Source organism: Archangium violaceum Cb vi76, assembly GCF_000733295.1.
Classification (GTDB): domain Bacteria; phylum Myxococcota; class Myxococcia; order Myxococcales; family Myxococcaceae; genus Archangium; species Archangium violaceum.
Genome location: NZ_JPMI01000017.1, coordinates 49,453 through 74,130, shown reverse-complemented (window position 1 = coordinate 74,130; position 24,678 = coordinate 49,453). Strand labels below are relative to the sequence as shown.

At 68.7% G+C, this 24,678-nt stretch carries 10 protein-coding genes; 1 reads left to right on the top strand and 9 read right to left on the bottom strand.

From position 1 onward, the window contains the following. Positions 1-61 precede the first annotated feature (61 nt). Entirely contained in the window at positions 62-2,011 is a 1,950-nt protein-coding gene (locus Q664_RS54425) for an Ig-like domain-containing protein (protein ID WP_075207313.1), read from the top strand. An 81-nt stretch (positions 2,012-2,092) separates the two neighbouring features. Here Q664_RS54425 and Q664_RS03425 read toward each other — a convergent pair whose 3' ends face one another. The 9 genes from Q664_RS03425 to cglF all read right to left on the bottom strand — a co-directional run bounded on the left by Q664_RS03425 (position 2,093) and on the right by cglF (position 24,640). Next, positions 2,093-3,133, bottom strand: coding sequence for a TIGR04552 family protein (locus Q664_RS03425; protein ID WP_084609496.1), 1,041 nt, complete (start codon positions 3,131-3,133; stop codon positions 2,093-2,095). Positions 3,134-3,298: 165 nt separating this feature from the next. Further along, on the bottom strand, positions 3,299-3,799 hold the full coding sequence (locus tag Q664_RS03420; RefSeq protein WP_043389800.1) for a toxin-antitoxin system YwqK family antitoxin: 501 nt from the start codon (positions 3,797-3,799) through the stop codon (positions 3,299-3,301). 219 nt (positions 3,800-4,018) lie between these two features. After that, positions 4,019-4,921, bottom strand: a complete 903-nt coding sequence (locus Q664_RS03415; protein ID WP_052517618.1) for a hypothetical protein — start codon at positions 4,919-4,921, stop codon at positions 4,019-4,021. 222 nt (positions 4,922-5,143) lie between these two features. Then, positions 5,144-7,186 (bottom strand): adventurous gliding motility protein GltJ, encoded by a 2,043-nt coding sequence (gene gltJ, locus Q664_RS03410; protein ID WP_043389798.1) that lies wholly within the window; start codon positions 7,184-7,186, stop codon positions 5,144-5,146. A 154-nt stretch (positions 7,187-7,340) separates the two neighbouring features. Beyond that, positions 7,341-19,607, bottom strand: a complete 12,267-nt coding sequence (locus tag Q664_RS03405; RefSeq protein ID WP_043389797.1) for a tetratricopeptide repeat protein — start codon at positions 19,605-19,607, stop codon at positions 7,341-7,343. 95 nt (positions 19,608-19,702) lie between these two features. After that, entirely contained in the window at positions 19,703-21,634 is a 1,932-nt protein-coding gene (locus Q664_RS03400) for a tetratricopeptide repeat protein (RefSeq protein ID WP_043389794.1), read from the bottom strand. A gap of 12 nt (positions 21,635-21,646) precedes the next feature. After that, positions 21,647-22,261 (bottom strand): adventurous gliding motility protein CglE, encoded by a 615-nt coding sequence (cglE, locus tag Q664_RS03395; RefSeq protein WP_043389793.1) that lies wholly within the window; start codon positions 22,259-22,261, stop codon positions 21,647-21,649. Positions 22,262-22,372: 111 nt separating this feature from the next. After that, positions 22,373-24,292 (bottom strand): adventurous gliding motility protein GltG, encoded by a 1,920-nt coding sequence (gltG, locus tag Q664_RS03390; protein ID WP_043389792.1) that lies wholly within the window; start codon positions 24,290-24,292, stop codon positions 22,373-22,375. Positions 24,293-24,361: 69 nt separating this feature from the next. Next, on the bottom strand, positions 24,362-24,640 hold the full coding sequence (cglF, locus tag Q664_RS03385) for an adventurous gliding motility protein CglF (RefSeq protein WP_043389790.1): 279 nt from the start codon (positions 24,638-24,640) through the stop codon (positions 24,362-24,364). Positions 24,641-24,678: the final 38 nt, after the last annotated feature.

The window sequence follows — 24,678 nt, the reverse complement described above, 5'->3', positions numbered from 1 at the left end:
AGCGTAAGAGCCCGAGACTCAGCCCCAGGCACCTGGAATGGAGCCTGCACAGCGGAGTGGCATGCCAACCCTCAAACGTTACATCCCCCTGTTTCTCGCCGGATTGATGTCCGCATGCCTGCAGCTGCCGGAGATCGACACCAGTCCCCCGACACAAACCGACGCGGGTGTGAACCCGGACTCAGGAACACCCTCCACGGAGCTGTCTGTCACGATCACCGCTCCGACGGGCACGTTCTACACGAGCGGGTCCGTTGAACTCGCAGTCGACGTGCGCGGAGGAACACCTGACCTGGTGCGGCTCTACAAGAATGAGGCGGAGCTCGCGATCATCGACTCGCCCTATCGCTACACCTGGAACACCGCAGCTGAGCCTGAGGGCAGTTACACGCTGACAGTTCGTGCCCTCAAGGCGGGCCGGACCTTCTCGAGCGCGCCCGTCACCGTCATCGTCGACCGTACCAATCTGCAGGTCGCTTCGCGTTCACCGGCCCCCAGCTCGACCAATGTGGCGTACAGCACGCCCATCCAGGTGCTCTTCTCGAAACCGGTGAAGGCCACGACGATCAGCGATACCACGGTGAGCTTCACCGTCTCTGGAGTGTTGGCAGAGAAGACGCTCTCGCTTTCGAGCGACGGCAGAACACTGACCCTCGCCCCCAAGGTGAAGCCTCCCCTGCCAGCGACCGTCTCGATTGGCCTGAGCAGTGGCATCACCGACTCGGCTGGCAACGCGCTCGTTGTTCCGAGCACGCCGTGGAGCTTTCAGCTTCCACACTGGTACTCGTTCGGTGGACCACTGCATGCAGTGGGCGGCAATACGCTTCTGAAAGACACTGCCATGGCGCTCGATGGCCAGGACAACCCAGTGGTTGCATGGAGTGAGGAGGCCACTGCGGGAGGCAAGTCATCCATCTACGTCTATCGCTGGGACGGTAACGCGTTCACGCCGATTGGAAGCGCGCTGAACGGTACCTCAAGCGGCTCCGCCTACAAGCCTGCGCTGGTGCTTGATGGCAGCGGAAACCCCATCGTGGCATGGCAGGAATCGGACGGGTTCAACGAGAACATCTACATCAGACGTTGGACGGGAACCACCTGGCAATCCGTGGGCTCCGGAGTCATATCCGCCGAAAATGACACGCGTTCCAGCCCGGTTGCGACGCCCGCCCGCAATCCCTCGCTCGCGATACGCGGAAACGATATCTACGTTGCCTGGGATGAGATGAATATCGATGAATTCTCGGCTATTTACGTCTGGAAATCCGTCAATGGAGCAGCATTCACCAGTGTGGGCTCTTATGGAGGCGTGGTCAGTGCCGTAAGTAAGTTTACCAGCGCCACCAAGCCCTCGCTCGTGTTGGACAGCAATGGCCAACCCATTGTGGCCTTCCAGGAACAGACGCTAGAGGAATACTCCCCTACGAACATCTACGTCATGCGCCTTCAATCAAACGGCTCTTGGGCCTCTGCGGTTCCACCCTTCTACGGCGACGACACCAACGGCTACGTCTCTGGTGGTCTTAGCGCCTCCACAGGAGCAACATATGCCCGTGACTGCTCCTTGGCCATTGATGCCCAGAACAACCTGTATCTAGCCTGGACAGAAGAGTCCTACATTGATGGCCCTAGGGATATCCAAATCTTCCGTTCTACTGGACCACAGTCCTGGGAGCGAGTTGGAGATCCCATGAGTGCATATGGCGGTTACACCTATGCAGGGCAGGCACGGCTCCAAGCCACCCCCTCTGGTAATCTTTTCATTACCTGGAAGGAGTTCGATGGGATGGCAGAGACAGGATATTACCACCTGTTTGCCAGCTACTGGGACAGCACCACTTGGAATAGCCTAACTACCGGAGATGGAATCAACCAGGGCCAGAAGAATAGCCAGAGCCCTATGCTCGCAATCGATTCTGCTCGGAGACCCGTAGTCGCTTGGCACGAGAGTCGCGACGCTGTAGAGAATTCAATGGGAGACCACGTCTACGTGCGCCGGTACAACGAATAGACGTCCTATTCTCTGAATAGCACTGAAGCGGCCGCTATCGCAGTAATCTCACGGGATTCTACAAAGCGGCAGAGTATAGCTTCAGCCTTGCCGCTTTGGAACGACCAGCCCACGAGACAAACGGCGCAGGACTCGCCGCTTCTGTCGGCGCTTGTAGAGTTTGTGCGCATTCTCGCCTTCCTCGTTCTGGCGAGCGGTCTCTTCGTCCATGATCTGGAACTCCACGAGCGTGAAGACCGTGCGGTTATTGCGCTCGCGAGTGTCCTCTGCCGGTGACGGCAAGTAGGCATCCATCCGAACAGGAACATCCACGACGAAGTTTAACGCTCGGTAGGTGTTTCCGGAGAACAGGTTGCGCGTGCGCTCCTCGCGGTCCTCGTAGTCGAGATCCAGATGGAGATGCTGGGCGAACTGCTTGAGGTGGGGGTTCTCCTCAAGCACCGACTTGAACGAGACGAGCGTGTTCTCGGTCTGACCAGGTACGACGAAGTTGAAGGGAAAGAGGTGCTGCGTCAGGAAGTAGAGGACTGGGACGATGTCCGTCGGCTTTTGGGTGATGATGCGGAAACGCGTCCGATCATAGATCTGGGCTGCGACCGTTTCCTTCTTGGCCAACAACTTCGTGATGAGGGACTCGCGCGACTTGATAGAATGAGCGAACTCGACAATGGGCAACCCCTTGTCCCGAAGCAACTGCGCTACACCCAACACCTTAGCAGTCACCAGCTCGGAGAGATCCGCCTCGGAAACCGCCAAGCGATGCATCAAGTCCCGGCCCTCAATGTGCTGAAGAACGTGCATAACCTTGAGCACAATGCAGGCGATACGGCGATGTCTCGGGAGCCCCTTCACACCGGAGGCATAGAGGAATAGATCGTGGATCTCATCCGGGTCCGCGACGGCGTCCGCGACCCGGTAGTCAAAGGTCTGACGGAGGTACTCGACGGCATCGGCAAGGACCGTGCGAGCCCATGCTTCGTCCTCTGGCCGAGAAGTGTCGATCTGACAGAGCCGGAGGAAACGGTCGACCTCCTCCCGGCGCTGGAAGTGCATCCGCCGCCAGTCGATGACCGAGCCACCCCGAAGGATGAGCCGAATGCGCTCAAGCTCGCGGAGGCCCATGTCCGCCACGGAACAAACGGGGATATCGGGCAACTGTGGGATATTGGGCGGGAACTTCACGACTGGGCTTCTAGCCGAGCCTGTCCACAGAGGGAAGTGCTTCCGGAAGAAGGGCCTCGCCTGCTCGGAGAGGGCCTTCTGGAAGTCACCGCAAGGCAGCCGTGCTTACTTCTCGGCGATCTGCTGATCATCGCGGTACTGAGCTTGGCGAACGAGTTTGCCGTCCACAGAGAACTCCTGGGCAAGACCGTTGCGCCTGCCGTTCGCGAACTCCTCGACCAAGCGCTGCTTTCCGTTGGGGAAGTACTCCACGTGCTTGCCGTGGTAGTTGCCCCCTTGGAACTCCGTCTTGCCCCTTACCTGACCGTCCTCGCTGTAGAAGGTCCACAAGCCGGTGCGAAAGCCATCGACGTACTGCCCCTCAGCGCTCTTCTTGCCGTTGGGGAAGTAGGAGGCGTACGGCCCATGCGCATCACCCCTGCCTGCCTTCACATCCCCTTTCCGGCAGTAGAGACCATCCTTCAGGTTGCCGGTTTGCAGCGTCCCAGCCGGGCATGCCAGCTTGGGAGTGGAACCAGTGCTGGCCGCAGTCCCCTCAGCAAACGCCACGGAAGTGGCAAGCGTCAGTCCAACAACGAGCGTGCGAGTCAGCTTCGAATGCAGCATGTGCTCTCCTTATGAGTACGCCGGAATCCCCGTGTGCTCAATCCTTGGGACGTCCACGCCCGGGACATATTCATACCGAATTCCCATGCGGACCCCCACCAACTCTAAGCTACAAACCTACCACTTAAAAACAGAACCCCATCCAGCGACATACTGGATGGGGTTCCAATGCAACGACTGCGGCTGCCCTGCCACTAACAAACGCTCATATTTGGAGCGTTAGTAGTTGGCTTGATAGCAGAAGAAGTTACCATTGGTGAAGTAGGTACCAATAGACAGGGTGTCGCTGGACTCCGCGACGCAGAAACTCATGACGAAGTCCGCGCGCTCACGGTTGGTTCCGGTCACCGTATAGTTACCCGACGAACTGCTGATCAGGTCGGTGCCATCCACAGGGGTACCCGAGACCATGACATAGAAGAGGCCGTTCAGCTCATCCTTGCTCTGAGGGAACGGCGTGCTGGAGTAGGCAGACACAGTGACCTTCACGCGCTTGGGGGTACTTCCAGTGCCGCAGAAGCTATCCAGTGCCGCACTCGTCGTCACGGCCTTGAAGATGATGGGGCCGGTCGTGCCCAGTTCAGCTTTCCGAGTGAAGTTCGTGTAGTTTGTACACGCAGGAGCGGGAACCGCCGCGCACGTGTTGCTGTTGCAGTACTGGCCGTAGGCGCAGACGCTCTTGCCCTCACCAGAGCAGGTAGTGGGCGCAGCAGAGCACGTGCCGTTAGTCGTGTTGCAGACTTGACCCGTGCCGCAGTCAGCGTCCTTGGTGCAACCCGACGTAGTGCCGCCCGTGCAGACCTTGTCGGCCGAGCACTTCAGACCCGAGGCGTCGCTGATGCGCTCGTCACGCTGGCACAGCGCGTCCGTGCTGCACTTGCAGATCTTCGTGCTGTTGCTGGCGCTGATCGCCTCGCAGGTCTTCGACGACTCGGGGCAATCATCTCCAATGGTACAGGTCTGCACGCACACCTTGGCGGTCGGGTGACAGATCTCATCCGCGACGCAGTCCGTGTCCGCCGTACAATCGAGGCTCTCACGGCCACCGTCCGGGCAACCCGTCAGCACCATGCTCATCGTTCCCAGCACGGCGAGCATCAACGTCATCTTGCGAAGCTGCATTCTCGACTTCCTCCTGAATGGATACGTCGAGGCGGGCCTCCGGCCACTCACTCAGGCCCCCCTCCGTCCTACAGCGCGCGGCTTTAGTCCCGGCGCTCCAGACGTGTCAACGAATGTCGACACATCCTTCGACGCATCCCCCATGAGGCAATTCAACATCCGTTGAAGCGGACAGTCGTACGAGACAAGTGCCACAAAAGTGACTGTCCGCCTCTTGGATGTTTAGAACGTGAACGGAAAGTCGATCGGATCGCCCTGCACCTTGTGCTTCGGGAAGCTCCAGCCCTTGATCAGCCCAGAGATGCAGGTGGCCATGTAGGTCGTGCGGAACTCCGACGTCTGGCAGGACACGTTCTTCGTCTTGCCGTTGGTCTGGATCGTCCAACGCATCACCAGCTTGCCGCTCAGGCCCGGATCCTTCTTCTTCTGCTCGTTCACGCACTTGATGATCGCCGGCTTGTTGGCCAGCACCACCTGCATGATGTCCGACTGCCCAAGCCTGTCCTGCGCCGCGCCACCACCGCCAGGCTCCGGCGGAATGTAGGCCGTACGGCCGTTCGCCGACACCGTGTCGTTCTTGGAGCTGGGCTTCTTCGTGCCGAAGAGCTCATCGAACTCGTCATCCGCGTTCCCGCCGCCCCTTGCGGGCTGCGGCTTGCTCCGCACCGGCTCTTCGTCGTCTTTGCTCGCCGTGCGCGACGGCGGGGGACGACTCGAGGTGGTCGGCGTCCGCTTGCCCGGCACCTCGGCGCGAGCCACCTGCGGCGGATCCGACTTCGCCGGCTCGGCGGGCTTCACCGGCTCAGTCGCAGGCGGAGGTGTCGCCGCAGGCGTGGTTCCAGGCGTCCCCGCCGCGGCGACCGCGGGAGCAGTCGCCGGCGCCGTGGCCGGCTGCGTCGTCGCTGCCGCCGGCTGGGTCGTGCCCGCCGCGGGCGTGGCGGTGTTCTGTGCCACCGCCGTCGGAGGAGGCTGCGTGGGCGGCACTTCCGTCGGCTTGGACGGCGCCTGGGCCATCTGCTGCGTCGTCGCGGGCGGCGTCACAGGGGTCGGCTGCTCGGAGGGCCGGGTCGCGAAGAAGGCACCCCCTCCGACGAGCAGCACCCCCGCGGCCACCGCGCCGATGATCATCCCCATCTTCCCGCCCTGCTTCGGCGCGGGCGCGGCCGGCGGCGGATAGCCAGGGTACCCCGGAGGCGGAGCATAGGCCTGGGGCGGATACGGCTGGGCCATCGGCTGCGCGTACGCCTGCGGAGGCGGCTGCGCATAGGCCGGCGCCGGAGCGGGCTGCATGTACGGCGCGGGCGCGGGAGGCTCGGCCATCAGCGGGCTCTGCGCCGCCACGGGAGCCGCCTCCGGCGGAGGAACATCCAGCAGCCCCGAGGCCGCTGGCTTCCCCTTCTTCTCCTCCGCAGAGGCCGCCTTGGACGCGGGCTTCGACAGCGCCTCGTTCTCCTCCTTCACCAGCGAGGCGAGCACGCTCGCGGCCGAGGGCTTCCACCCCGACTCCTGCGCGGACGGACCCACGGGCGCTGGCGTATCGGCCTTCGCCGGCTTCGCCAGACCACTGGCGAAAGCGGACTCGACCGGACCGGACGCCACCGGCGTGGACGACGCCACCGGCGCGGGCTCCACGATGACCGGCTTCGTCGGGCGCGGCGCCAACACCGACGCCAGCTCCGAGGCCTCGGACAGTGGAATCCAGTCGCTGAAGCCCGAGCGCCAGCACAGGCTGTCAGGACCGACCTCGCCCCGATCCCAGTAGTCCTTCACCTTGTCCATCGACAGAGGACCCACCTGCTTCTCGTCGATGGCCACGAACCACTCGTGCGAGGCCGCGGACTTCGCGTTCCCCTCGGCCTCCGCGAGCTTGCGCACCGTCTCGCCGGCATCCGACAGCGCCGACGAGTCCAGCTGCGCCGGACCCGACGCCTCGCCCGCCGGAATCTTGTGCGACCCGGAGTTGAGCACCTGGTCGAACACGGCTCCGAGCTCGTCATCCTCGACACCGCTGAAGATGCCGCCCTCGGGAGGCGTGCCCAGAGTCGGGGGCAACCCGAAGCCGTCGTTGGTGGCCTGGTTCTGGGACGCGGCCGCACCGCCAGCGGCCTCACCACTCGTCCCCTCCTCCTTGACCGGCTCGGAGCCGGCTGGGCGGACCACGATGTTGTAGCCGCACTTCTTGCAACGGACCTTGACGCCCTTCGCGCCAACCTTGTCGTCGCTAATCATGTACTGCGCGCGGCAGCTATCGCAGACGAAACGCATCGTTCCCCGCAACTCTCAGAAAATACGGCAGAAAATCCGCCGGAATCGTAGAGGTGGCACCCGGGGGGGTCAAGGATGGCGCTTTCGCCCGCCCGGTTGCTGGTTCAACGCGTGAGACCCCCTTTTGGATCTCACGCTCCTTCGAGCCGCTCATCTACTTCCTCACCTGCACCTCCACGTCCGTACCTACCGCGACACGCAGCTCGCGGAGCTCGTCGGACGTGGCGAACAGCAGCAGCTCCTTCAACTTCGCCTTCGGAGAGACCCGGAAGGCCGAGCCGGTCTCCCCCATCACCATGCGCTTGACGGGCTCGCACTCGCCCGCCGCGAAGAGGCCGGCACGCGCGGCCGTCAGCTCCGCGCCCTCGAGGTACTGGCGCACATCCGCCGGCGTGGCCGTGGGCAGGTAGACACGCGCCACCTTGGCCAGGGCCGCGCGGCCCGGCTCGCTGAAGGCCTTCTCCAGCACCCGGCGCTCGGCGTCCACCATCCGCGGGTCCACCGTGAAGCGCAGATTGGGCACCACCAGGCTCAGCGCGGCCTGCACCACGGCCTCGAGCCGCTCCGGGACCAGCCGCTGGCTCATGGCCAGCTCCGGACGCACCAGGGCGAGCGTCCGCCCCAGCAGGTAGTACGCCTCGCGCTGCCCCTGCTCCGCGAAGAAGCGCCCACCCGCGCGCACGCAGGCCGGGTGCGTCTGCAGCACCTCCACGTTGACGAGCGGATCCGGCGCCGGATCGTTGGAGCGCTTCGCCATGTTCTCGCGGCGGACCACCAGGTGCGGCGAGTACAGCTCCACCGCGTCCAGGCCGAACAGGCGCGCCACGTACCGGTAGTGCTGCACGTGGTACTCCTGCGCGCTCGCCAGGTCGATCCGGTGCTTCTTCGGGACGATCTGGTAGTTCTGGTGGGGCACCGCGTACAGGTGGCCCACCTGCACGAAGAGCAGCCCCATCAGCTCGGTGAGCGGCCCCCGCAGCTTCGGGTGCAGCAGGTGCGTCAGCCACATCTGGTCGGACAGCGGCCGCTGGGCCACTTCCTTGCGCTTCGCGTAGGGCCCGAGCTTGGTGAGGATCTCCTTCTCGTCATCCCCCGCCTCGCCGAGCAGCCCCGCCGCCGCCTGCGCGGCCATCCAGGCACCGTCGTAGTCCTTGCGCACCGCGGACAGACGCACCAGCTGCGCGACGACCTTGCGCGGGTCGGTCGTGTTGGGCAGGGCACGGCGGAGCGCGGCGACAGCCTCGTCCTCCTTGCCCGGAGAGGCCGCGGCCAGTTCGGCGTAGATCTCCTGCGCCTGCGCGTCGTCCGGCAGGCCCTTGGCGACGACGCCGTAGGCCGCCACCGCGCCCTCCTGGTTCCGCAGCACCTGGCGGTAGAGGTCACCCAGCGCCCGCCACAGCCCCATGCGCGCGCCGTGCGTGTCGGGCGTCTTCGGCATGCGCCCGAGCATCTTCGCGTAGTTCTCCTCCAGGGCCTTCCACTTGCCCGCGCCGCCCAGCATCGCCTCGAGGGCGCTGAAGGCCTCGATGAAGCGGTGGTCCAGGTCCAGCGCCGTGTTGAAGGCCACGGCCGCGCCGTCCACGTCGCGCAGCTCGTCCCGGCGCAGCTCGCCGAGCGCGAACCACACCCGCTTGGCCTTGTTGGGCTCGGCGTTGAGCGCGGGCAGCCGCAGCATCCGATCCAGCATGTCCGCGGCCTTCTGGCCCTGGCGCGTCTCACGCAGCAACACGTAGAGCGCGTCCAGCACCTCGAGCGACTCCGGCATGATCTTGAGCGCGCCGGTGTACGCGTCGATGGCCTGGTACGAATCCTTCAGCTTCTCGCGCGCGATCTGGCCCAACTCCAGGAAGACCCGGACCTTCGCCTCCCCTTCCAGCACCTGGGCGAGCTGCTGGCGGAGCTCGGCGGCCCGCTCCCAGCGGGCGCCCTGGTCCATCAGGGCCACCAGCGCACGCAGGGACGCCTCGTGGCTGGGGTCCACGGCCAACGCCTTCTCGAAGTGGTTCTGCGCGCGATCCGCCTGGTTCAACTTCGCGTGGATGTCGCCGAGCTGCCAGTAGACCTCCACCACCTCCATGTCGGTGAGCTCTTCCCGATGGTGGATGAGGATGGTCTGGAAGATGCGCAGTGCATCCTCGTAGCGCTTCGCGTGCTGCACGAGCAGGTGGCCGTAGCCCTCGAGCACCGGCAGGAAGGTGGCGTCGAGGTCGTACGCCTTCTTGTAGGAAGCGAGCGCCTTGTCGCGGTTGCCCAGCTTGTCCGCCACGTAGCCCAGCCGGTACAGCTGCCGGCACAGCTCCGCGGCGACCGCCTGGTCCTTCTCCGCGATGGCCTTCTCCGCCATCTTGCGCACGACGATGTCGAGCATCTGCTCGGCGGCCACCCAGTCCTCGCGCGCGCTGTAGACGTCCGAGAGCGGACGCGCCGCCTCCAGGCTGTCCGGGGCGTACTTGAGGGTCTCCTCGTAGTAGGCCGTGGCCGTCTCCGGATCCCCCTTCGTCTCGGCGTTGTAGCGCGCCACCTCGAGCAGCGAGCGCGCCTTGGCATCCGCGTCCTCGGTCTGCTGCGCCTCCTGGAGCAGCGTCTGCTCGTAGCCGCCCCAGTCCTTCTCCTGCTCCTGGATGCCCTTGAGGGCGCGGATGCTGGGCAGGTGGCCCGGGTCGATGGAGAGGGCGTTCTGATAGGCCGTACGGGCGCTCCCCGTGTCCATCAGCATGTCCTCGTTCATCTTGCCCATGCGGTAGTACAGCTCCACCGCGTCGGGAGCGGCGCCCGCCAGCTGCGCCTCCTGCTGCAGCATCTCCAGGGCGTAGGGCCAGTTGCCGCTGCGCTCGTACAACTTGCCGAGCGCATGCAGCGCGGGCCGGCAGCCGGGATCCATCCCCAAGGCGTGGTGGTACGTGTTCACCGCCCGGTCCACCTGCTTGAGCTGCTGGTGGTAGACGTTGCCGATCTCCACGTACAGCTCGGCCTGCTCCTGCGTGGACGTGGCCAGCTGCAGCTGCCGCTCGTAGGCGACGACCAGGTCCTCCCACCGCGCCTGCGTGCGCCGCAGGCGGATGAGCGTCTTGATGGCCTGCAGGTTCTGCGGATCGATCGCCAGCACGCCCTCGATGAAGGCGTCCGCGTTGGCCGGGTTCTGGTACTTGTCCTCCCAGATGCTCGCGCAGCGGAACATCACCCGCACGCGCTCGCGGTAGTCGCTGACCACCTCGAGCATGCGCTCGTAGATGGCGAGCAGCTCCGCCGGTTGATCCAGCTTCGTGTGCAGCCGCTCCAGCGATTCCAGCGCATGAAGGTTGTACGGCTCGAACTCGAGCGCCTGCCGGAAGGCGACCACCGCCGCCTCGTCGTCGCCGATGTCGCGCTCGTAGACGTTCGCCACCTCCACCTGGATGCGCGCCCGCTCCTCCACCGTCGCCGCCAGGTCTCGCGCCCGGAGCAGCGTGGAGGCCACCTCGCGCCACGCCTTCTGGCGGCGGTACAGCTCGGTGAGCACCCCGAGCGTCTCCGCGTCCGGCTCCAGGTCCAACGAGCGCAGCAGCGCGCTCGCGGCCTCGTCGGGGTCTCCCTGCTCCTCGAAGACGCGGGCGATCTCCCGGAGGATACCCTTGCGCGCCTCGATGGAGCCGGCGGCCTCGAGCTTCTGCTCCAGCGCGACCACGTACTCGCGCTCACGGCCCCGGCGCTGGAACATCCCCGCGAGCCCATCGAGCGCCGTGGCGTTCGTCGGGTCGAACTCGAGGATCTTCCGCAGCGCCGCCTCGGCCGCCTGCGGATCGTTCAGCTTCAGGTCATGGACGCGCGACAGCGTGGCGTACATCCGCTCGGCGAGCGGGCCACGCGGCAGGGCATCCGCCACCTCCTCGTAGACGGCGGCGAGCTCCTCGTGCGAGCCCGTCTCGTCGGCGAGCCGCTCCACTTCCTCGCGCAGCGTGTCGTCCGACGCGTCGATCTGCAGCGCGCGGCAGAGCGCCAGGAAGGCCACGTCCTTCTGGCCGAGCCGCTGCTCCTGCACCCTCGCCAACTCCCTGAGGGTGGCCAGCTTCTCCTCTTCCGTGACGAGGTGCGGCAGGTAGCGATCCACCACCTGCGCGTAGGCACGCCAGTCGTTGAGCGTCCGGTACAGCTCGCAGACGCGCGCGTACGCGGTGGGGTTGGCCGGATCCAGCTCCAACACCTTCTCCAGCGCGCCGCCGGCCAGCTCGGGCTTGTTGCCCGCGCCCGTCCACAGGTCCGCCACCGCGAACCACGCGGCCACCGCCTGCTCACGCTCCTCGGCCTGCTGGTGCACCTGCACCTTCAGCTCGAGCGCACGCACCGCGTCGTTGTACGCGCGCAGCGAGACGAAGAGCGCATGCACGCGCTCCAGGTCCGCCACCGCGTGGGGCTCCACCTCCAGCGCGCGGCGAGCCGCGTCCAGGGCCTCCTCGCGGCGGCCCATGCCCGAGAGCACCTCGGCCAGCCGCAGGCGCAGCGCCTTCACGCCCTCGGCCGACTCCTGCAGCGGGACGAGCCGCCGCAGGATGCCCACCAGCTCCTCCGCCTGCCCCGTCTCCTCGTACAGCTCGCGCAGCGTGTCCAGCACGCCCCGGTGCCGCGCGTCGCGGTCCAGCGCGGCCTTGAGGTAGCTCACCGCCGCCTCGGGCTGCTTCAACAGCCGGTACAGCACCCGGCCCAACCGCTCGTTGAGCCGCACCACCTCGCGCGGATCCAACGTCTGCGACAGGCGGTCCGCCAGCAGCGTCCGCAGCTCCTCGTGCCGTCCGGACTTCTCGAGGAGGGCCTCCAGCGCGGTGAACGCCTGCTCGTTACGGGCATTCTTCGCCAGCAGCTCGCGGTACAGCTCGATGGAGCGGTCCAGATCCTCCAGGCCCTCGGAGGACACCTGCGCCATGCGCGTGAGGACCCGCTCACGCTCCGGGCCGGTGACGCGCTCGGACTGCAGCTTGAGGATGTTGTACAGCTTGTCGTGCGCGCCGGCCGAGTCGTAGATGGTCTCCAGCAGCCGCGCCGAGGCCAGGTGCCCCGGCTCCAGCGCCATCACCTGCTCGAACGCGGAGGCCGCGCGATCCATGCCGTCCAGCTTCTCCTGGACCAGCTGGCCCAAACGGAAGAGGAAGCCGACCTTGTCCGCCTTCTCCTCCGCCGTGGAGGCCAGCGCCTCCAGGACGTTGGACAGCTCCGGCCACGCCTCCAGCGCCACGTACAGCCGATCCAGCGCGGCCAGCGCCTTCTGCTGTGCCGCCGGGTTCAGCGTGCGCGCGCGCTCGTAGTAGACGACGGCGCGCTCGGGCTCCTGCAGACGCGCCTCGAACAGATGGCCCAGCTTGAGGCACATGTCCGAGGCGTCCTGGGCCTCGGCCACGCGCGGCAGCGACTCCTCGTAGGCCACCACCAGCTCGTCGTACGAGCCGGCCGCGTCCGTGGCGCTCTCCAGCCGCTTCCGCAGCTCGCCGTCGTTCGGGTCCTCCTTGAAGGCGCGGAAGAGCGCCAGGAAGGTGAGCTCCGGCTCTCCCTGGCTCTCGCGCAGCGTGGCCAGCTCGCTCAGCAGCGACTTGCGCTCGAACGCGTCCGGCGACACGCCCACCCGCGTCTCGATGACCGACGCGAGCCGCCCCACGTCCCCGCTCGCCCGGAAGGCGCGCAGCAGCGTCTCCACCGCGAGCAGGTTCTGCGGCTCGCGGTTCACCAGCGCCTCCAGCCGGCCCACCGCTCCGGCATGGTTGGGCTGCAGCGAGAGCACCTCGCCGTAGAGCGCCAGCGCCCCCGCCTTGTCCAGCAGCTTCGTCTCGCGCAGCACCGCGAGGCGGAAGCGCAGCTCCAGCCCCTCCTCGGGCGTCACGAGCGCGATGCGGCGGGCCAGCACGTCCGCCATCTCCGGCCAGCGCTCCAGCTTCTGGCACAGGGCGTCCATCCGCGTGAGCGCGGCGGCGTCGTCCTGCTTCACGTCCAGCAGGCGCCGCAAGGTGGCCAGTGCGCCCAGCCCGTCCTGCAGCTTCTCCTCCTGGAGCACGGCGATCTGCAGCAGCACCGACGCACGGCGGGCCGGCTCCTCGGCGCTCGCGAGCTGGCGGCGCAGCACCTCCAGCAACTCCTGCGGCGTACCCGTATCGGCCACCAGCCGCGCCACGCTGTCGAGGGCGTCCGTGTCCGTGGGCCGCAGCGTCAGCACCCGGCGCCACGAGGCCAGCGCCTCGTCGTCCTCGCCCAGGCGGGCCTGCAGCCGGGCCAGGGCCCGGTACAGCTCCGCACGGGCCGAGTCACCCGCCCGTGGGGCAATCTCCGAGAGGACGGCCGCGAACTCCTCAGCCGCTCCCGCCTTGTCCACCAGCGAGAGGCACAACTCCAGCGTGCGGGCATCATCCGCCGCGTCCCGCAGCGCACGCGTGGCGGACAGGAAGGCCATCTCCGCGTTGTCCAGCGGGCCCGCGTACGTCTCCGCGATGCGGCGCATCAGCGCCGCGCGCTCCTGGGGCACCGGCTCGGCGGAGACGCGCGACTCCAGCATCTGCACCTGCTTGAGGTGGTCACCCACCGACGCGAACACCGGCTCGAGCGCCAGTGCCGCCTGGCCACGCAGCGGGCTCTCCGAGCGCGCCATCTCTTCCAGCGCGCCCACCGCACCGGGGTGTCCCTCGCGGCGGCGGAGCACTTCCTGGTACAGCTCCAGCGCCCCGCGCGGATCATCCAGGCGGCTGACCTTCAGGCGGCCCAGGCGCACGCGCAGCTCGCTGCCCTCTTCCTGGGCCTTGCGCGCGTCGGCGAGCTGGATCTCCCGCTCGATGTGCTGCGCCAGCTCCGGCCAGCGCTCCATCTGCGTCAGCACGCGGCCCAGCAACTTGAGCGCGTTGGCGTCCTCGGGCCGGCGCTCGAGGACGTCCCGGTACGTCTGCGCCGCGAGCGCCTTGTCGGAGAGCGTCTCCTCGGCGAGGTGGGCCAGCTCGAAGAGCAGGTTCACCTGCGCGGGCACGGACGGCTCGGCCGCCACCTGCCGGCGCATGGCCAGCGCCAGCTCGCGGTTGGCACCGGTGCGCCGGTGCACGCGGGCGATGGATTCCAGCACCTGCTTGTTCTGCGGATCCCGCCGGCTGACCTCCTCCAGCGCACGCACCGCCAGGTCGTAACGCTTCAGGCGGCCGTCGTAGATGCCCGCGAGCCGCCGCCACAGGTCGCCCGCCAGGGGCTCGGTGGCTCCGCGCTCGAGCTGATCCTCGTACGCCGCCGCCACCTCCTCGAAGGAGCCGGAGTCGGCGGCGAGCCGCTCCAGGTCATCACGCACGCCGTCACCCTGCGGGGCCTCGTTGAAGGCACGCAGGCGCGCGGCGAAGGCGAGCGACGTCTGGCCCAGCGCCTCGCGCAGGGTGGCGATCTCCTGGATGCGCTCCAGCTTCCGCGCGGGCGACGTGACGGGCAGGAGCAGCTCCAGCACCTCCACCAGCTTCCGGGTGTCGTTGAGCCCGCGGTAGACGGGCTCCAACAGCCGCGCCGCCTCCACCCGCTGCGCATCGACCTGGAGCATGCGCTCCAGACCCGCGACGGACTGCGGATCTCCCGGAGTCAGCGCCAGCAGGTCGCGATACGCGGTCAGCGCCTCGGCGTGGTTGCCCTCCTTCTCCAACAACTGGGCCCGGCGCAGGATGAAGCCGCGGCGGGACTCGGCGTCCGTGGCCTGCTCGGCGAGCAGATCCAACACGTCCGCCTGCTCCGCGAAGCGCCGCGTCTTGGCGAACAGCTTGTCCAGCGCGAGCAGTCCGTCGGCCGCCCTGCGGATGGCCAGCGCCGAGCGCCACGCCTCGATGGCCTTGGCGTCATCACCCGCGGCCGCGTAGGCCTCGCCGGACTTCACCAGCAAGGCGCGCCGGGCCTCGGGGTCCGTCACCAGCGCCGACTGGGCGGCGTAGACCTCGGAGAGGCTCTTGGCGTTCTGTCCCCGCTCGTACAGCCGCGAGAGGGCCTCGAGCGCCTGCCGATCCTGCGGCGCGTCCTGGAGGATCTTCTTCCAGACGCTGGCGGACTCCTCCGTCTGTCCGAGCTGCTCGCGCAGCTCCGCGGACCGGCGCAGCAGGCCGAGCCCCGAGGGGTCACCCGTGGGCAGATCCAGGGCGGCCTCTTCGTACAGCTCGGCGAGCATCTCGAAGGAGCCCGTCTCGCGCGCGAGCCGCTCCAGCTCCGGCTGCTGGCCCTCGCGATCCAGGCCCTGGGAGAAGGCCTTCACCGCCGCCATGAAGGCGAGCGACGGCTGCTGCATGTCCTGCTCGTAGATGCGGCGGATGTCCGCGGCGAGCTGCACCTTCTCCGCGCTGAGGGCGGAGGCCATGCGCGCCTCGCGCAGGGCCACGCGGCGCTGGTGATCGCCCAGCCGCGCGAGCACGGGATCGAGCACCTCCAGCGCCCCCGCGCTCATCGGCACGGCGGCCTTCACCCACTCCTCGAGCGCGGAACGGGCACCGGGGTGGCCCGGATCCTCGGAGAGGATGCCCTGGTAGAGCTGGAGCGCGCCGTTGGGGTCATCCAGCCGCGTGCGCTTCAACTCGGCGAGGCGGAAGGAGACCTCGCGGCCCTGCGGGCTCTGTCCCTCCTGCGTGCGCCGCAGGCCGAGCGCCCACGCCAGATCCTTCTCACGGCCCGGCTCCGCGTAGAGCCGGTCCAGCGCCACGGCGGCCTCGCGCTGGAGCGGATCCCGCTCGGCGATGGCGCGCCAGGCGGCGGCGGCGCTCTCCTTGTCGCTCAGCTTCGACTCGTGCAGCAGGGCGGCCTCGCGCAGGTACGCGAGCTGCTCGGCCACCTCGGGCGCGGCGGCGGCGAGCTTCTCCAGCACCTCGGCGAGCGCGGCCCACTCCTCACCCGCGCGGTGCAGGCGCTGCAACGAGCGCAAGCAGTCGAGATTGCCCGGCTCCAGCGCCAGCAGGGCCCGGAGCGACTTCAGCGCGGCGTCGCGATCGTCGAGCTTCTTCTCCTGGACCTCGGCCAGCTCGCGCAGCAGCCCCGCCCGGGCGGGACCCACGCTGCCCTCCTCCGTCAGCTCGATGATGATTTCCGCGTAGGCGTCCAGCGAGTCCGCGTCCTCGGCGGCCTGGCGAGCGGCGGCGCGCAGGGGCATGTCCCCCGGCGCCAGGCGCAGGGCCCGGGCGAGCGAGGCGAAGGCCAGTTCCGGCTGGCGCAGCTGCGTCAGGTGCACCTGCGCGGCCTGACGGAGCACCAGCACCCGGGACGCATCATCCCGCGCCACCTCGGCGAGCACGTCCAGCGCGGCCACCAGCTTGCGGTGGTCCTTCGTGGCCTCGTAGGCGGGAATGAGGGCACGCGCCGCCTCCTCGCGGGCGTTGCCGGAGCCGAGCATCCCCTCGAGCGCGGCACGGGCGTCCACGTCGGAGGGGCGCTGGCGGAGGATGTCCGCGAAGCTGCGCACCACGTCGGTGCGGTCGCCCGACGAGTCCTGCAGCACCTGCGAGCGCTTGAGCGTCAGGCGCGCCACGCGATCCAGGTCACCCGCGTCCTCCGCGAGCGCGATCTGCCGCGCGAGCACCTCGCCCAGCTCCCGGTTGCGTCCGGCCTTCTCGTACAGCTCGGCCAGGCGAGGCAGGTGACGCACCTCGTCCGCGCCGGAGTGGATGGCGGCCTGGAGGGCCTCGGCGGCCTGCTGCGGCCGGCCCAGCCCGGCGTTGAGCTCCACGAGCTGCATCTGCAACTCGATCTTCTCCGCCTTCGTGGCCGTGGCGATCCGCTTGCGCAGCAGGGCATCCGCGTCCGCCGCGCGCCCCGCCTTGCCGTACAGGGTGATCAGCCGGCCGAGCACGTCGGGAGACTCGGGCTGCCGCTGCAGCGCCGTCTCCAGAGAGCCGATGGCCTCCGGGAGCGCTCCGGACTGCTCGGCCAGCGTCGCCGCCTCGGAGAGCAGCTGCACCGCGAGCGCGGGCGCCTCCGCCTCGGTGGCCAGCGCCCGCAGCACGCGCACCAGCTCGGCGTGGGAGGACAGGTCATGCGCCAGACGCGACGCCTCCGCGCGGTTCACCTCGTCCGCGGGAGCCTCGCGCAGGGCCTTCACGCGCAGGTCGAAGGCGGCCCGGCCATCGGCCAGCTGCTTCTCCTGGATGTTGGCGATCTGGCCGGCCAGCCGCTGCCGCAGCGCCACATCCTTCGTGGCCTCGAGCTGCTGCAGCAGTGCGGACACCTGACGCTGGTGGTCGCCCGCGCGGCCGTAGTGGCCGGCCAGCGCCTCGGAGATCTCCGCCGTGCGCACACCGGCCGCCGAGAGCCGCTCGAGCCCGCCCAGCACCACGCCCGTGGCGACGTTCTCCGCGAGCAGCTGGAGGAAGATGCCCACCGCGTCCTGCGGACGGTTCAGGCGCTCGGCGTACAGACGGGCCTGGCGAGCCGCCCAGTCGCTGCGCTCCACCTGCGTCTCGGCCAGCTTCGCCAGCTTGCCGGCCAGCGCCGCGGCCTCCTCGAACTTCGACAGCGCGACACACACCGCCTGCAGGCGCCGCACGGGGCCCGGATCCTCCGGAGAGAGCTTCACCAGCTCGCGCACCATCGGCTCCAGCTCGGACGGAGCCACGCCGGTGGCCTCGCGCCGGGAGATCTCCGCCTCCAGACGTGCCTTCGGGTCATCCGCGAGCGCGGCGGCGGCCCGGAGCGCCTTCACCGCTTCCTGCGCGGCGTTGTCGCCCGGAGCACGCGCGAGCACCTCCCGCCAGGCCGCCTCGGCCCCCGCTGGATCCGCCAGCGTGCCCTGGAGCAGCTGCGCGAGGTGCCGCCAGAGCGAGAGGGCCGACTCGGGAGGCGCGACCACGGCCGCCCGGCGCAGCGCCACCGCCAGCGCGGGCTCCGCGTGGGCCTTGCCCGCCTGCTCCATCACGGAGTCCAGCAGCATGGGACGGCCGGGCTCCAGTGCCAGGGCCCGGGCGAGCACCTCGAAGGCACCGCGCGCGTTGTCCGCCTCCTCGTAGAGGAGCGCGAGTCCCTCGCAGAAGGCCACGCGCTCGGCGCGCGGACGGGGAGCGAGCAGCGCCAGATCCAGCAGCGGCTCCATCGCCTCGAAGTTCTCTTCCTCCGCCAGGAGACGGGCCAGCTGGAAGGCCGCGAGCGCGTTGGCCGGGTCCAGCTTGAGCGCGGCCTCGAGGTGCGCGCGCGCCGCGTCTCCATCCTTCTGATGCAGGCAGAGGTCCGCCAACCGCAGCCGCAGGGCCACCTGCGTCACGCGATCCTTCACCGTGCCGAGGTAGCGCTCCAGCAGGGCGAGGGCATCCGCCGCCCGGCCCTGCTCGAGCATCAACTCAGCGCCGAGGCTCGCCACGTCCGCGCGCGCCGGATCCACGCTGGTGGCCTTCTCGAAGGCGGCGAGCGCCCCGGCCACGTCGTTGAGCCGGGTGAGGCGCAGCGTGCCCAGCCGCAGCCACAGGTCCACCTGGGCGTTGCGCTCGCGCGCCTCGCCCGCCATCGTCTCGAACCAGCTCTGCGCCGGCCCGAAGTCACCGTTGCGCTCGGCCACGCGCTCGATGAGGTTGAGGGCCTCGGGCATGCCGGGCCACAGCAGGAAGCAGCGGTCCAGCGCCTCCTTCACCTTGTCCGCGGCGGCCGGCTCGTACCAGGCATGCAGCTTGGCCACCAGGAGGGACAGCCGCGCCGCGCTCTTGCGATCGCGCTCCTCCAGGGACATGCCGCGCAGCATGCGCGCGCGCTCGCGCCACGCCTGCTCGAAGCGCTGCAACGTCTGCGTGGCCTTCTCCGCCCGGGCATTCTGTGGCTCCAGCTCCCGCACGACGGCCAGCGCCTGCTGCGCGAGCACGTGCTCGGTGGGATCCTCCACCAGCCGCTCGGCGAAGGCGGCGTACTCCTCCACCATGCCCTCGCCACCGAGCGCACCACGCTCCCGCTCCAGCGACTCGAAGACGGGCTGGAAGCGCTCCTCGGACATCAGGAGCTGACGGGCGCGCTTGAAGGTGGCGCGCTCCGGCTTCGCACGCGCGGCCCGCTGCAGGCACAGCACCGCGCGATCCCTCCGGAACAGCTTCTGCTCGTGGAGGTTGGCCGCCTTCATGAAGAAGGCCGCGGCCTCGTCACCGTGGCTCAGGCCGCCGAGCCGCTCCAGCACGTCCACGAGCCCGACCATGTCCTGGCGCGCCTCGTAGACGGTCTTCAGCCCGCGCAGCACCGGCCGCGGGTCCTCGGCGATCAGCAGCGCGCGCCGCAGCAACTCCTCGGAGCGGCCAGGGTTGCGCAGCCGCTCGTAGGCAAGCTGTCCGGCGCGCACCAGCACCCGAACCGCCTCGGCGTTCGGAGTCTCTCGTGCGCGTCCCTCGTAGAGACGGATGAGGTCCTCGACGCGGCCAGCCTTCTCGAGTGAAGCCTCGACCTCGGCGAAGGGCCGGTCGGAAGCGACACGCTCAGCGGGTCGACGGAGGTTCGACTGATCCATGAAGGGCGGGCCTCGCAAAAGAAAGGGGCGGGAGCGGACTCTACAGCCCGCTCACCGCCCCCAGCAATCGCGTAAATCCCGCCAACTGTCGAGATTTATTGGCTTTCTTGCTCGTTTGCAGCCGGAGCGGACGAGCTCCCCTCGGAGCCCTTCGCGCCCTCGGAGCCAGTCTCTTCGGCCTCTTCGGCGGCCGCGGCGGCATCCGCGGGCCGCTTGGGCGGCGGAGTGGCGGGCAGGGTCTGGGCACGCTGCACGCCCTCGTTGTCACCGAGCCTGGTGAACAACTCGGTCGCCTTGTCCCTCAGCTGGAGTTCCTCGGCCAGGGCGGCGGCCTTGGGCAGGTGGCCAATCTGCTCGTAGAGCACCATGGCCTTCTCCTTGCGGCCGATCTCCTCGTAGAGCGCCGCCGCGGTGGCGGACTCCCCGAGCAGCTCCAGCCACCGGGCGCGGCCGGCGGGCTTGTTCTCCGCCTCGGCGCGGGCGAGCTCCTTCTGCGCCAGGGCCTTGGCCTCGTCCGCCAGCTTCAGCCGGTTGAGGAAGTGGAAGGCCTTGGGAGGCGGCAGCGTCCCGAGCACCTCCACGGCCTCCTTGCCACGGCCGGCGTTCACCAGCAGGGTGGCCGCACCGAGCCGATCCCCGCGCTCGACCAGGGCCTTCACCTCCAGGTCCCGGACGCGGTTGGCCGCCGCGAAGTCGCGGGTGCGCTCGTACGCCTTGCGCGCCAGCGCCAGCTTCCCGGCACGCTCGTAGGCGAGCGCCGCCTGATCGAACTGACGGGCCCGCTCGTACAGCCGGGCGACGTTCTCGAAGTCACCCTTGCCGATGTAGATCTCCATCAGCAGCTCGTAGGCACCCGCCTTCTCGAGCACCTGGGGCACCTGCTCGGCGGGGATCGTCCCCATGAGGCGGCGGGCAGCATCGTTGTCCTTGCCCGCCAGCGCGCTGCGCAGGGCGCTCTTCACGTCGCCACCGGCCTCGAAGAGCCGGATGGCCTCGGTGAAGGAGTTGTTGCGCTCGTGCATGCGCGCCGCGTCGCGGGTACGGCCCATGCCCTCGAGCTGCTTCGCCTGCTCCGACCAGTCACCCGTCAGCTCGGGCAGCGGCTGCCGGCGCTCGCGCTCGCCACGCTCCCGGCGCTCGCCCTCGGGACGCTCACGACGCTCGCCACGCTCCCGGCGCTCGCCCTCACGTCCCTCACGACGCTCGCCACGCTCACGTCCCTCGCGGCGCTCACCCCGCTCACCCCGTTCCCGACGCTCACCGCGCTCACCCTCGCGGCGCTCTCCGGCGGGAGGACGGGCGGCGGCGGGCTCCTCGCGCTCGGGCTGCGGCTCGCGGCCGCTCAGCGCGAAGGCCGCCGAGGCGCGCTCCGGATCTCCAGCGGCGCGCCAGGCACGGCCCACCAGGTACATGACGTCCACGTAGGCCTGGAACTTCTCCTTCACCGGATCCGCGGCGGGAGCCGCGGGCGTGGCGGCGGCCTCCGCGGGAGCGGCAGCGCCCTCCGCCGGAGCAGCAGCCTCACCCCCGGTGGCCTCCGCGGGAGCCGGAGTGGCCTCGGCGCTCGCCTCGGGAGCGGCCGGAGCGGCTCCGGACTCACCCGCCGCCGGGCTCTCGGGCTGGGGCGGCCGCGTCTGGCGCTGCACGCGCAGCAGCGTGGTGATGAGCCGGCCACGCACGTTGAGATCCAGCTCCTCGAGCGACTTCACCCGCATGGTGCGCAGCGAGCGGACGATCGACTCGAGCGGCGACTTCTGGGCGGCGAAATCGCTCTTGCCCAGCGCCTTCTCCAGGGTGCTCAAATCAGCGATGACGCGCTGGCCCGGACCGATGGGGCCTTCCGCACGATCGCGCCCGCGACCCCGGGGACCATCGCCCCGGCCGCCGCGGCCTCCGTCGCGACCCCCGAAACCCCCGTCACGACCACCGAAACCACCACCCGGACCCTCACGGCGCGGCCCCTGGCCGGGCCCACCGCCCGGTCCACGCCCACCGCGCGGTCCACCGCTTCCATTCTCCTGAGGCACGTGTTTCTCCCGCTAAAACGCGTAGCGAAGGTTCGGCGTCACCGCGAACCCGAATGACTGAGACCTGACGAAGAAGCTGCCCGTCACCTCGATACCTACCGAGAAGTGGCGAAGGCGTGTGTAGTACTCCAGTCCCGGTCCGGCGAATACCAGAATGTCGGGGTCCGGCAGGAGTTGCTGCGGCCTGAACAGGGCGTACCCGGCGCCGCCGCGGACGTAGATCCACGTACGCTGGACCTCCTGGGCATCGGCCAGACCCACCAGGTGGAAGCGCGCCACCGCGCCGGGCACCAGCATGGAGAAGTCACCTGAGGCAGCGCCTCCCGAGTTGCCCACGTACTCCGAGCCCGCCCGGTTGGAGGCACCCATCACGAAGACGCCCAGTGACAGGCGCTCGCCAATGTCCACGCCCACCTCCAACTGGGCCGTCAGCCCGGGAGAGAAGGGCCGCGGGCCCGAGGTGGACGGCGGATTGACGATGAAGAACGGGCCACCGAACACCGAGAAGTAGATGCCGCGCTCGATCTCCTCGAAGGACTCGGCTGGCCTGTCACCAGCGGCCTGCGCATGCGCGAGCGCGGGGAGGGTCAGTGCGGCGCAAACGACGAAGGGGCGGAAGGCTTTCATGCGGGGGCGGACGTTAGCCCAGCAGCGCCTGGACGCCAGTGCCAAAAAGCAGGTGGGCGGCCCCGCCGTGGCGGAACCGCCCACCTGGATGTTTTCACTGCTCAGCGGAGGCTACTCGCCGGCCGCCTTGAAGATGAACGGGTAGGTGACGGTCACCGAGCCGCCGCCCTTGGGCTTGGGGAAGGACCAGGTGCGGACGCGGCCGGCCACGCACTGCTCCAGCTCGGAGTTGCCCGCGGTGGACTGGGCCACGGAGGAGCTGATGACGTTGCCCTCGGAGGCGATGATGAAGCGGACGGACACCTTGCCGCCCAGCTTCGGGTAGCGGTTGAGCAGGCTCTCGTAGCAGTACTTGATCTGCGACTTGTTGCGCTGGATGACCTGACGGATGAGCTCCTTGTCGAGCGAGCCGCTCACCGTGGCGTCCTCGGCCGCGATGCCCACGTCCACGCTCTGCTTGCCACCCAGGCCGCCCACGCCGGAGCCGTAGCCACCCATGCCGCCGCCGCGGCCCTTGGTGCCGACCGCGCCGATGCCGATGACGCTACCACCGCCACCGCCACCGCCACCGCCGCCCTTCAGACCGAGGCCACCGAGGCCGCCCACCATGCTGCCCTTGCCAACGAGGCCACCCATGGCGCTCTTCAGGTCACCGCCGAGGCCACCACCGCCGAAGAGGCTGGAGGCGCCGCCCTTGCCGCCGAAGATCTTGGCCGCCATGTTCTTGGCCGCCGCCTTCTTGTCGGACTTGGCGGGGGCCGAGGGCTGGTTGGTCTGCTTGACGACCTCCTTCTTGGCCCCGTCGTCCTTCTTCGCCTTGGCCTTCTCGGCCTGCTTCTCCGCCTTCTGCTGGTTGAGCTTCTCGAGGAACTTGTTCTTCTGCGTCTCGGGCGGCTTGACGATGAGCTTGGCCAGGCGCGAGTTGTTGCCCGCCAGCTCGTCCGCGTACTCGTCACCGGCCGCGGCGTGGTTGGCCGCGGCGATGACGAACATGGCGCCGAGGAAGAACGTCACCAGGAAGATGTTGATGACGGTGAAGTCCATCGACTCGCCCAGCGCCGCGATGGCGCGCTTGGGAGCGGACTCGTGGGCGACCTCCAGCGTCACGCCGCCCAGGTCCACCCAGAGGAAGTCATCCTCCTTGAGGGTGAGCGCGTAGGCCTCGCCCTCGTGGGTGGCCTTGCCGGACTCGATGACGGCCTTGAGGTCCGTGCTCTCGCCCTTGCGGGTGAGCTCGCCCTTCATCTTGCCGGTGAAGAGCACGGTGAAGCCCTGGCCGTCGGTGCGCACCACCTCGAAGCGCTCGCCGCCCAGCTTGGCGTCACCCATGATGAAGTCGACGCCCTTGGCGGTGCCGACGGTGAAGGAGCGCTTCTGGCCCGCGGCGAGGAAGAAGTCGCCCACGCGCTGGTCGCCCCACATGAAGTGGAGGCCCAGGCCGAGCGGACCATTGCCCTTGCGGATGGCCCGGCGCACGCGCGGAGCGGGCTCGGCGGGAGCATGCTCCACGGGAGCCGCCACCGGCTGCGCGGCGGCCTTCGGAGCGGGAGCGGCCACCGGCTGCTGCACCACCACCGGCACGGGGGCGGGCGTCACGGCGGCCGCGGCGGCCGGGGACACCGCCGCCTGGGACAGGCCCACGGCCAGCGGGGTCTCGGCGACAGGGGCCACTGGAGCCGTCGCTGGCGGGGTGCTCGCCGCGGCGGTCGCCAGGTTCACCGCGGCCACGGCGGCGGGATTCTCCAGGCGGATGGTGGTGCCACCGACCTTGATCTCATCACCGAAGGCCAGCTGACCCTTGTTGACGCGCTTGCCGTTGACGTAGGTGCCCTCGACGCTGCCCATGTCGATGATCGACAGGCTGCCGTCGGCGGCTACCTCGATGACGGAGTGGATGCGGCTGACCTTCTCGTCCTCCAGGCACAGGTGTGCGGAGGCGAGACGGCCGATCTTGATGATGTCACGCTCGAAGTCCTTCGCGGTGACGAGTGTCTCACCCTTGAAGACCTTGAGTGTCAGAGGGACGGGCATGGAAATTCCCCAGTTGGCTTTCGGCGATCTCTAGGACAACGCGTGCGGTGGCGGGTTCCCGGCTTTTTTCTACAGCTCACCCACCGACTGCATCACCTTGTCCTCGAAGTCCTCGCGGATGCGGATCAGGTTGGAGTGCTGGACCTTGCTGCGCGCCTCGACGTACTCGCCGTCGGGCTTGGTGAGGTCACCCTCGATGGTGTCGTCCTCGAAGTCGATGCTCTGGGAGCCGCCCTTCTGGGCCTTGCCACCCCCACCCGCCTCCCGGCGAGGCGCGCTCTCTCCCTCGTCCTGGGCAACAGCCGGGCTCACCGCGAGTACCACGCACAGCATCAGGAGCTTCCGCATGACTTTCTCCGAGCGGTTCCCTCTCCGGGGTTCCGCAG

What these genes read in the sequence shown, in the direction of transcription:
- Q664_RS54425 (WP_075207313.1), top strand. Translation starts at nt 62, where the DNA reads ATGCCAACCCTCAAACGTTACATCCCCCTGTTTCTCGCCGGATTGATG.
- Q664_RS03425 (WP_084609496.1), bottom strand. Translation starts at nt 3,133, where the DNA reads ATGGGCCTCCGCGAGCTTGAGCGCATTCGGCTCATCCTTCGGGGTGGC.
- Q664_RS03420 (WP_043389800.1), bottom strand. Translation starts at nt 3,799, where the DNA reads ATGCTGCATTCGAAGCTGACTCGCACGCTCGTTGTTGGACTGACGCTT.
- Q664_RS03415 (WP_052517618.1), bottom strand. Translation starts at nt 4,921, where the DNA reads ATGCAGCTTCGCAAGATGACGTTGATGCTCGCCGTGCTGGGAACGATG.
- gltJ (WP_043389798.1), bottom strand. Translation starts at nt 7,186, where the DNA reads ATGCGTTTCGTCTGCGATAGCTGCCGCGCGCAGTACATGATTAGCGAC.
- Q664_RS03405 (WP_043389797.1), bottom strand. Translation starts at nt 19,607, where the DNA reads ATGGATCAGTCGAACCTCCGTCGACCCGCTGAGCGTGTCGCTTCCGAC.
- cglE (WP_043389793.1), bottom strand. Translation starts at nt 22,261, where the DNA reads ATGAAAGCCTTCCGCCCCTTCGTCGTTTGCGCCGCACTGACCCTCCCC.
- gltG (WP_043389792.1), bottom strand. Translation starts at nt 24,292, where the DNA reads ATGCCCGTCCCTCTGACACTCAAGGTCTTCAAGGGTGAGACACTCGTC.
- cglF (WP_043389790.1), bottom strand. Translation starts at nt 24,640, where the DNA reads ATGCGGAAGCTCCTGATGCTGTGCGTGGTACTCGCGGTGAGCCCGGCT.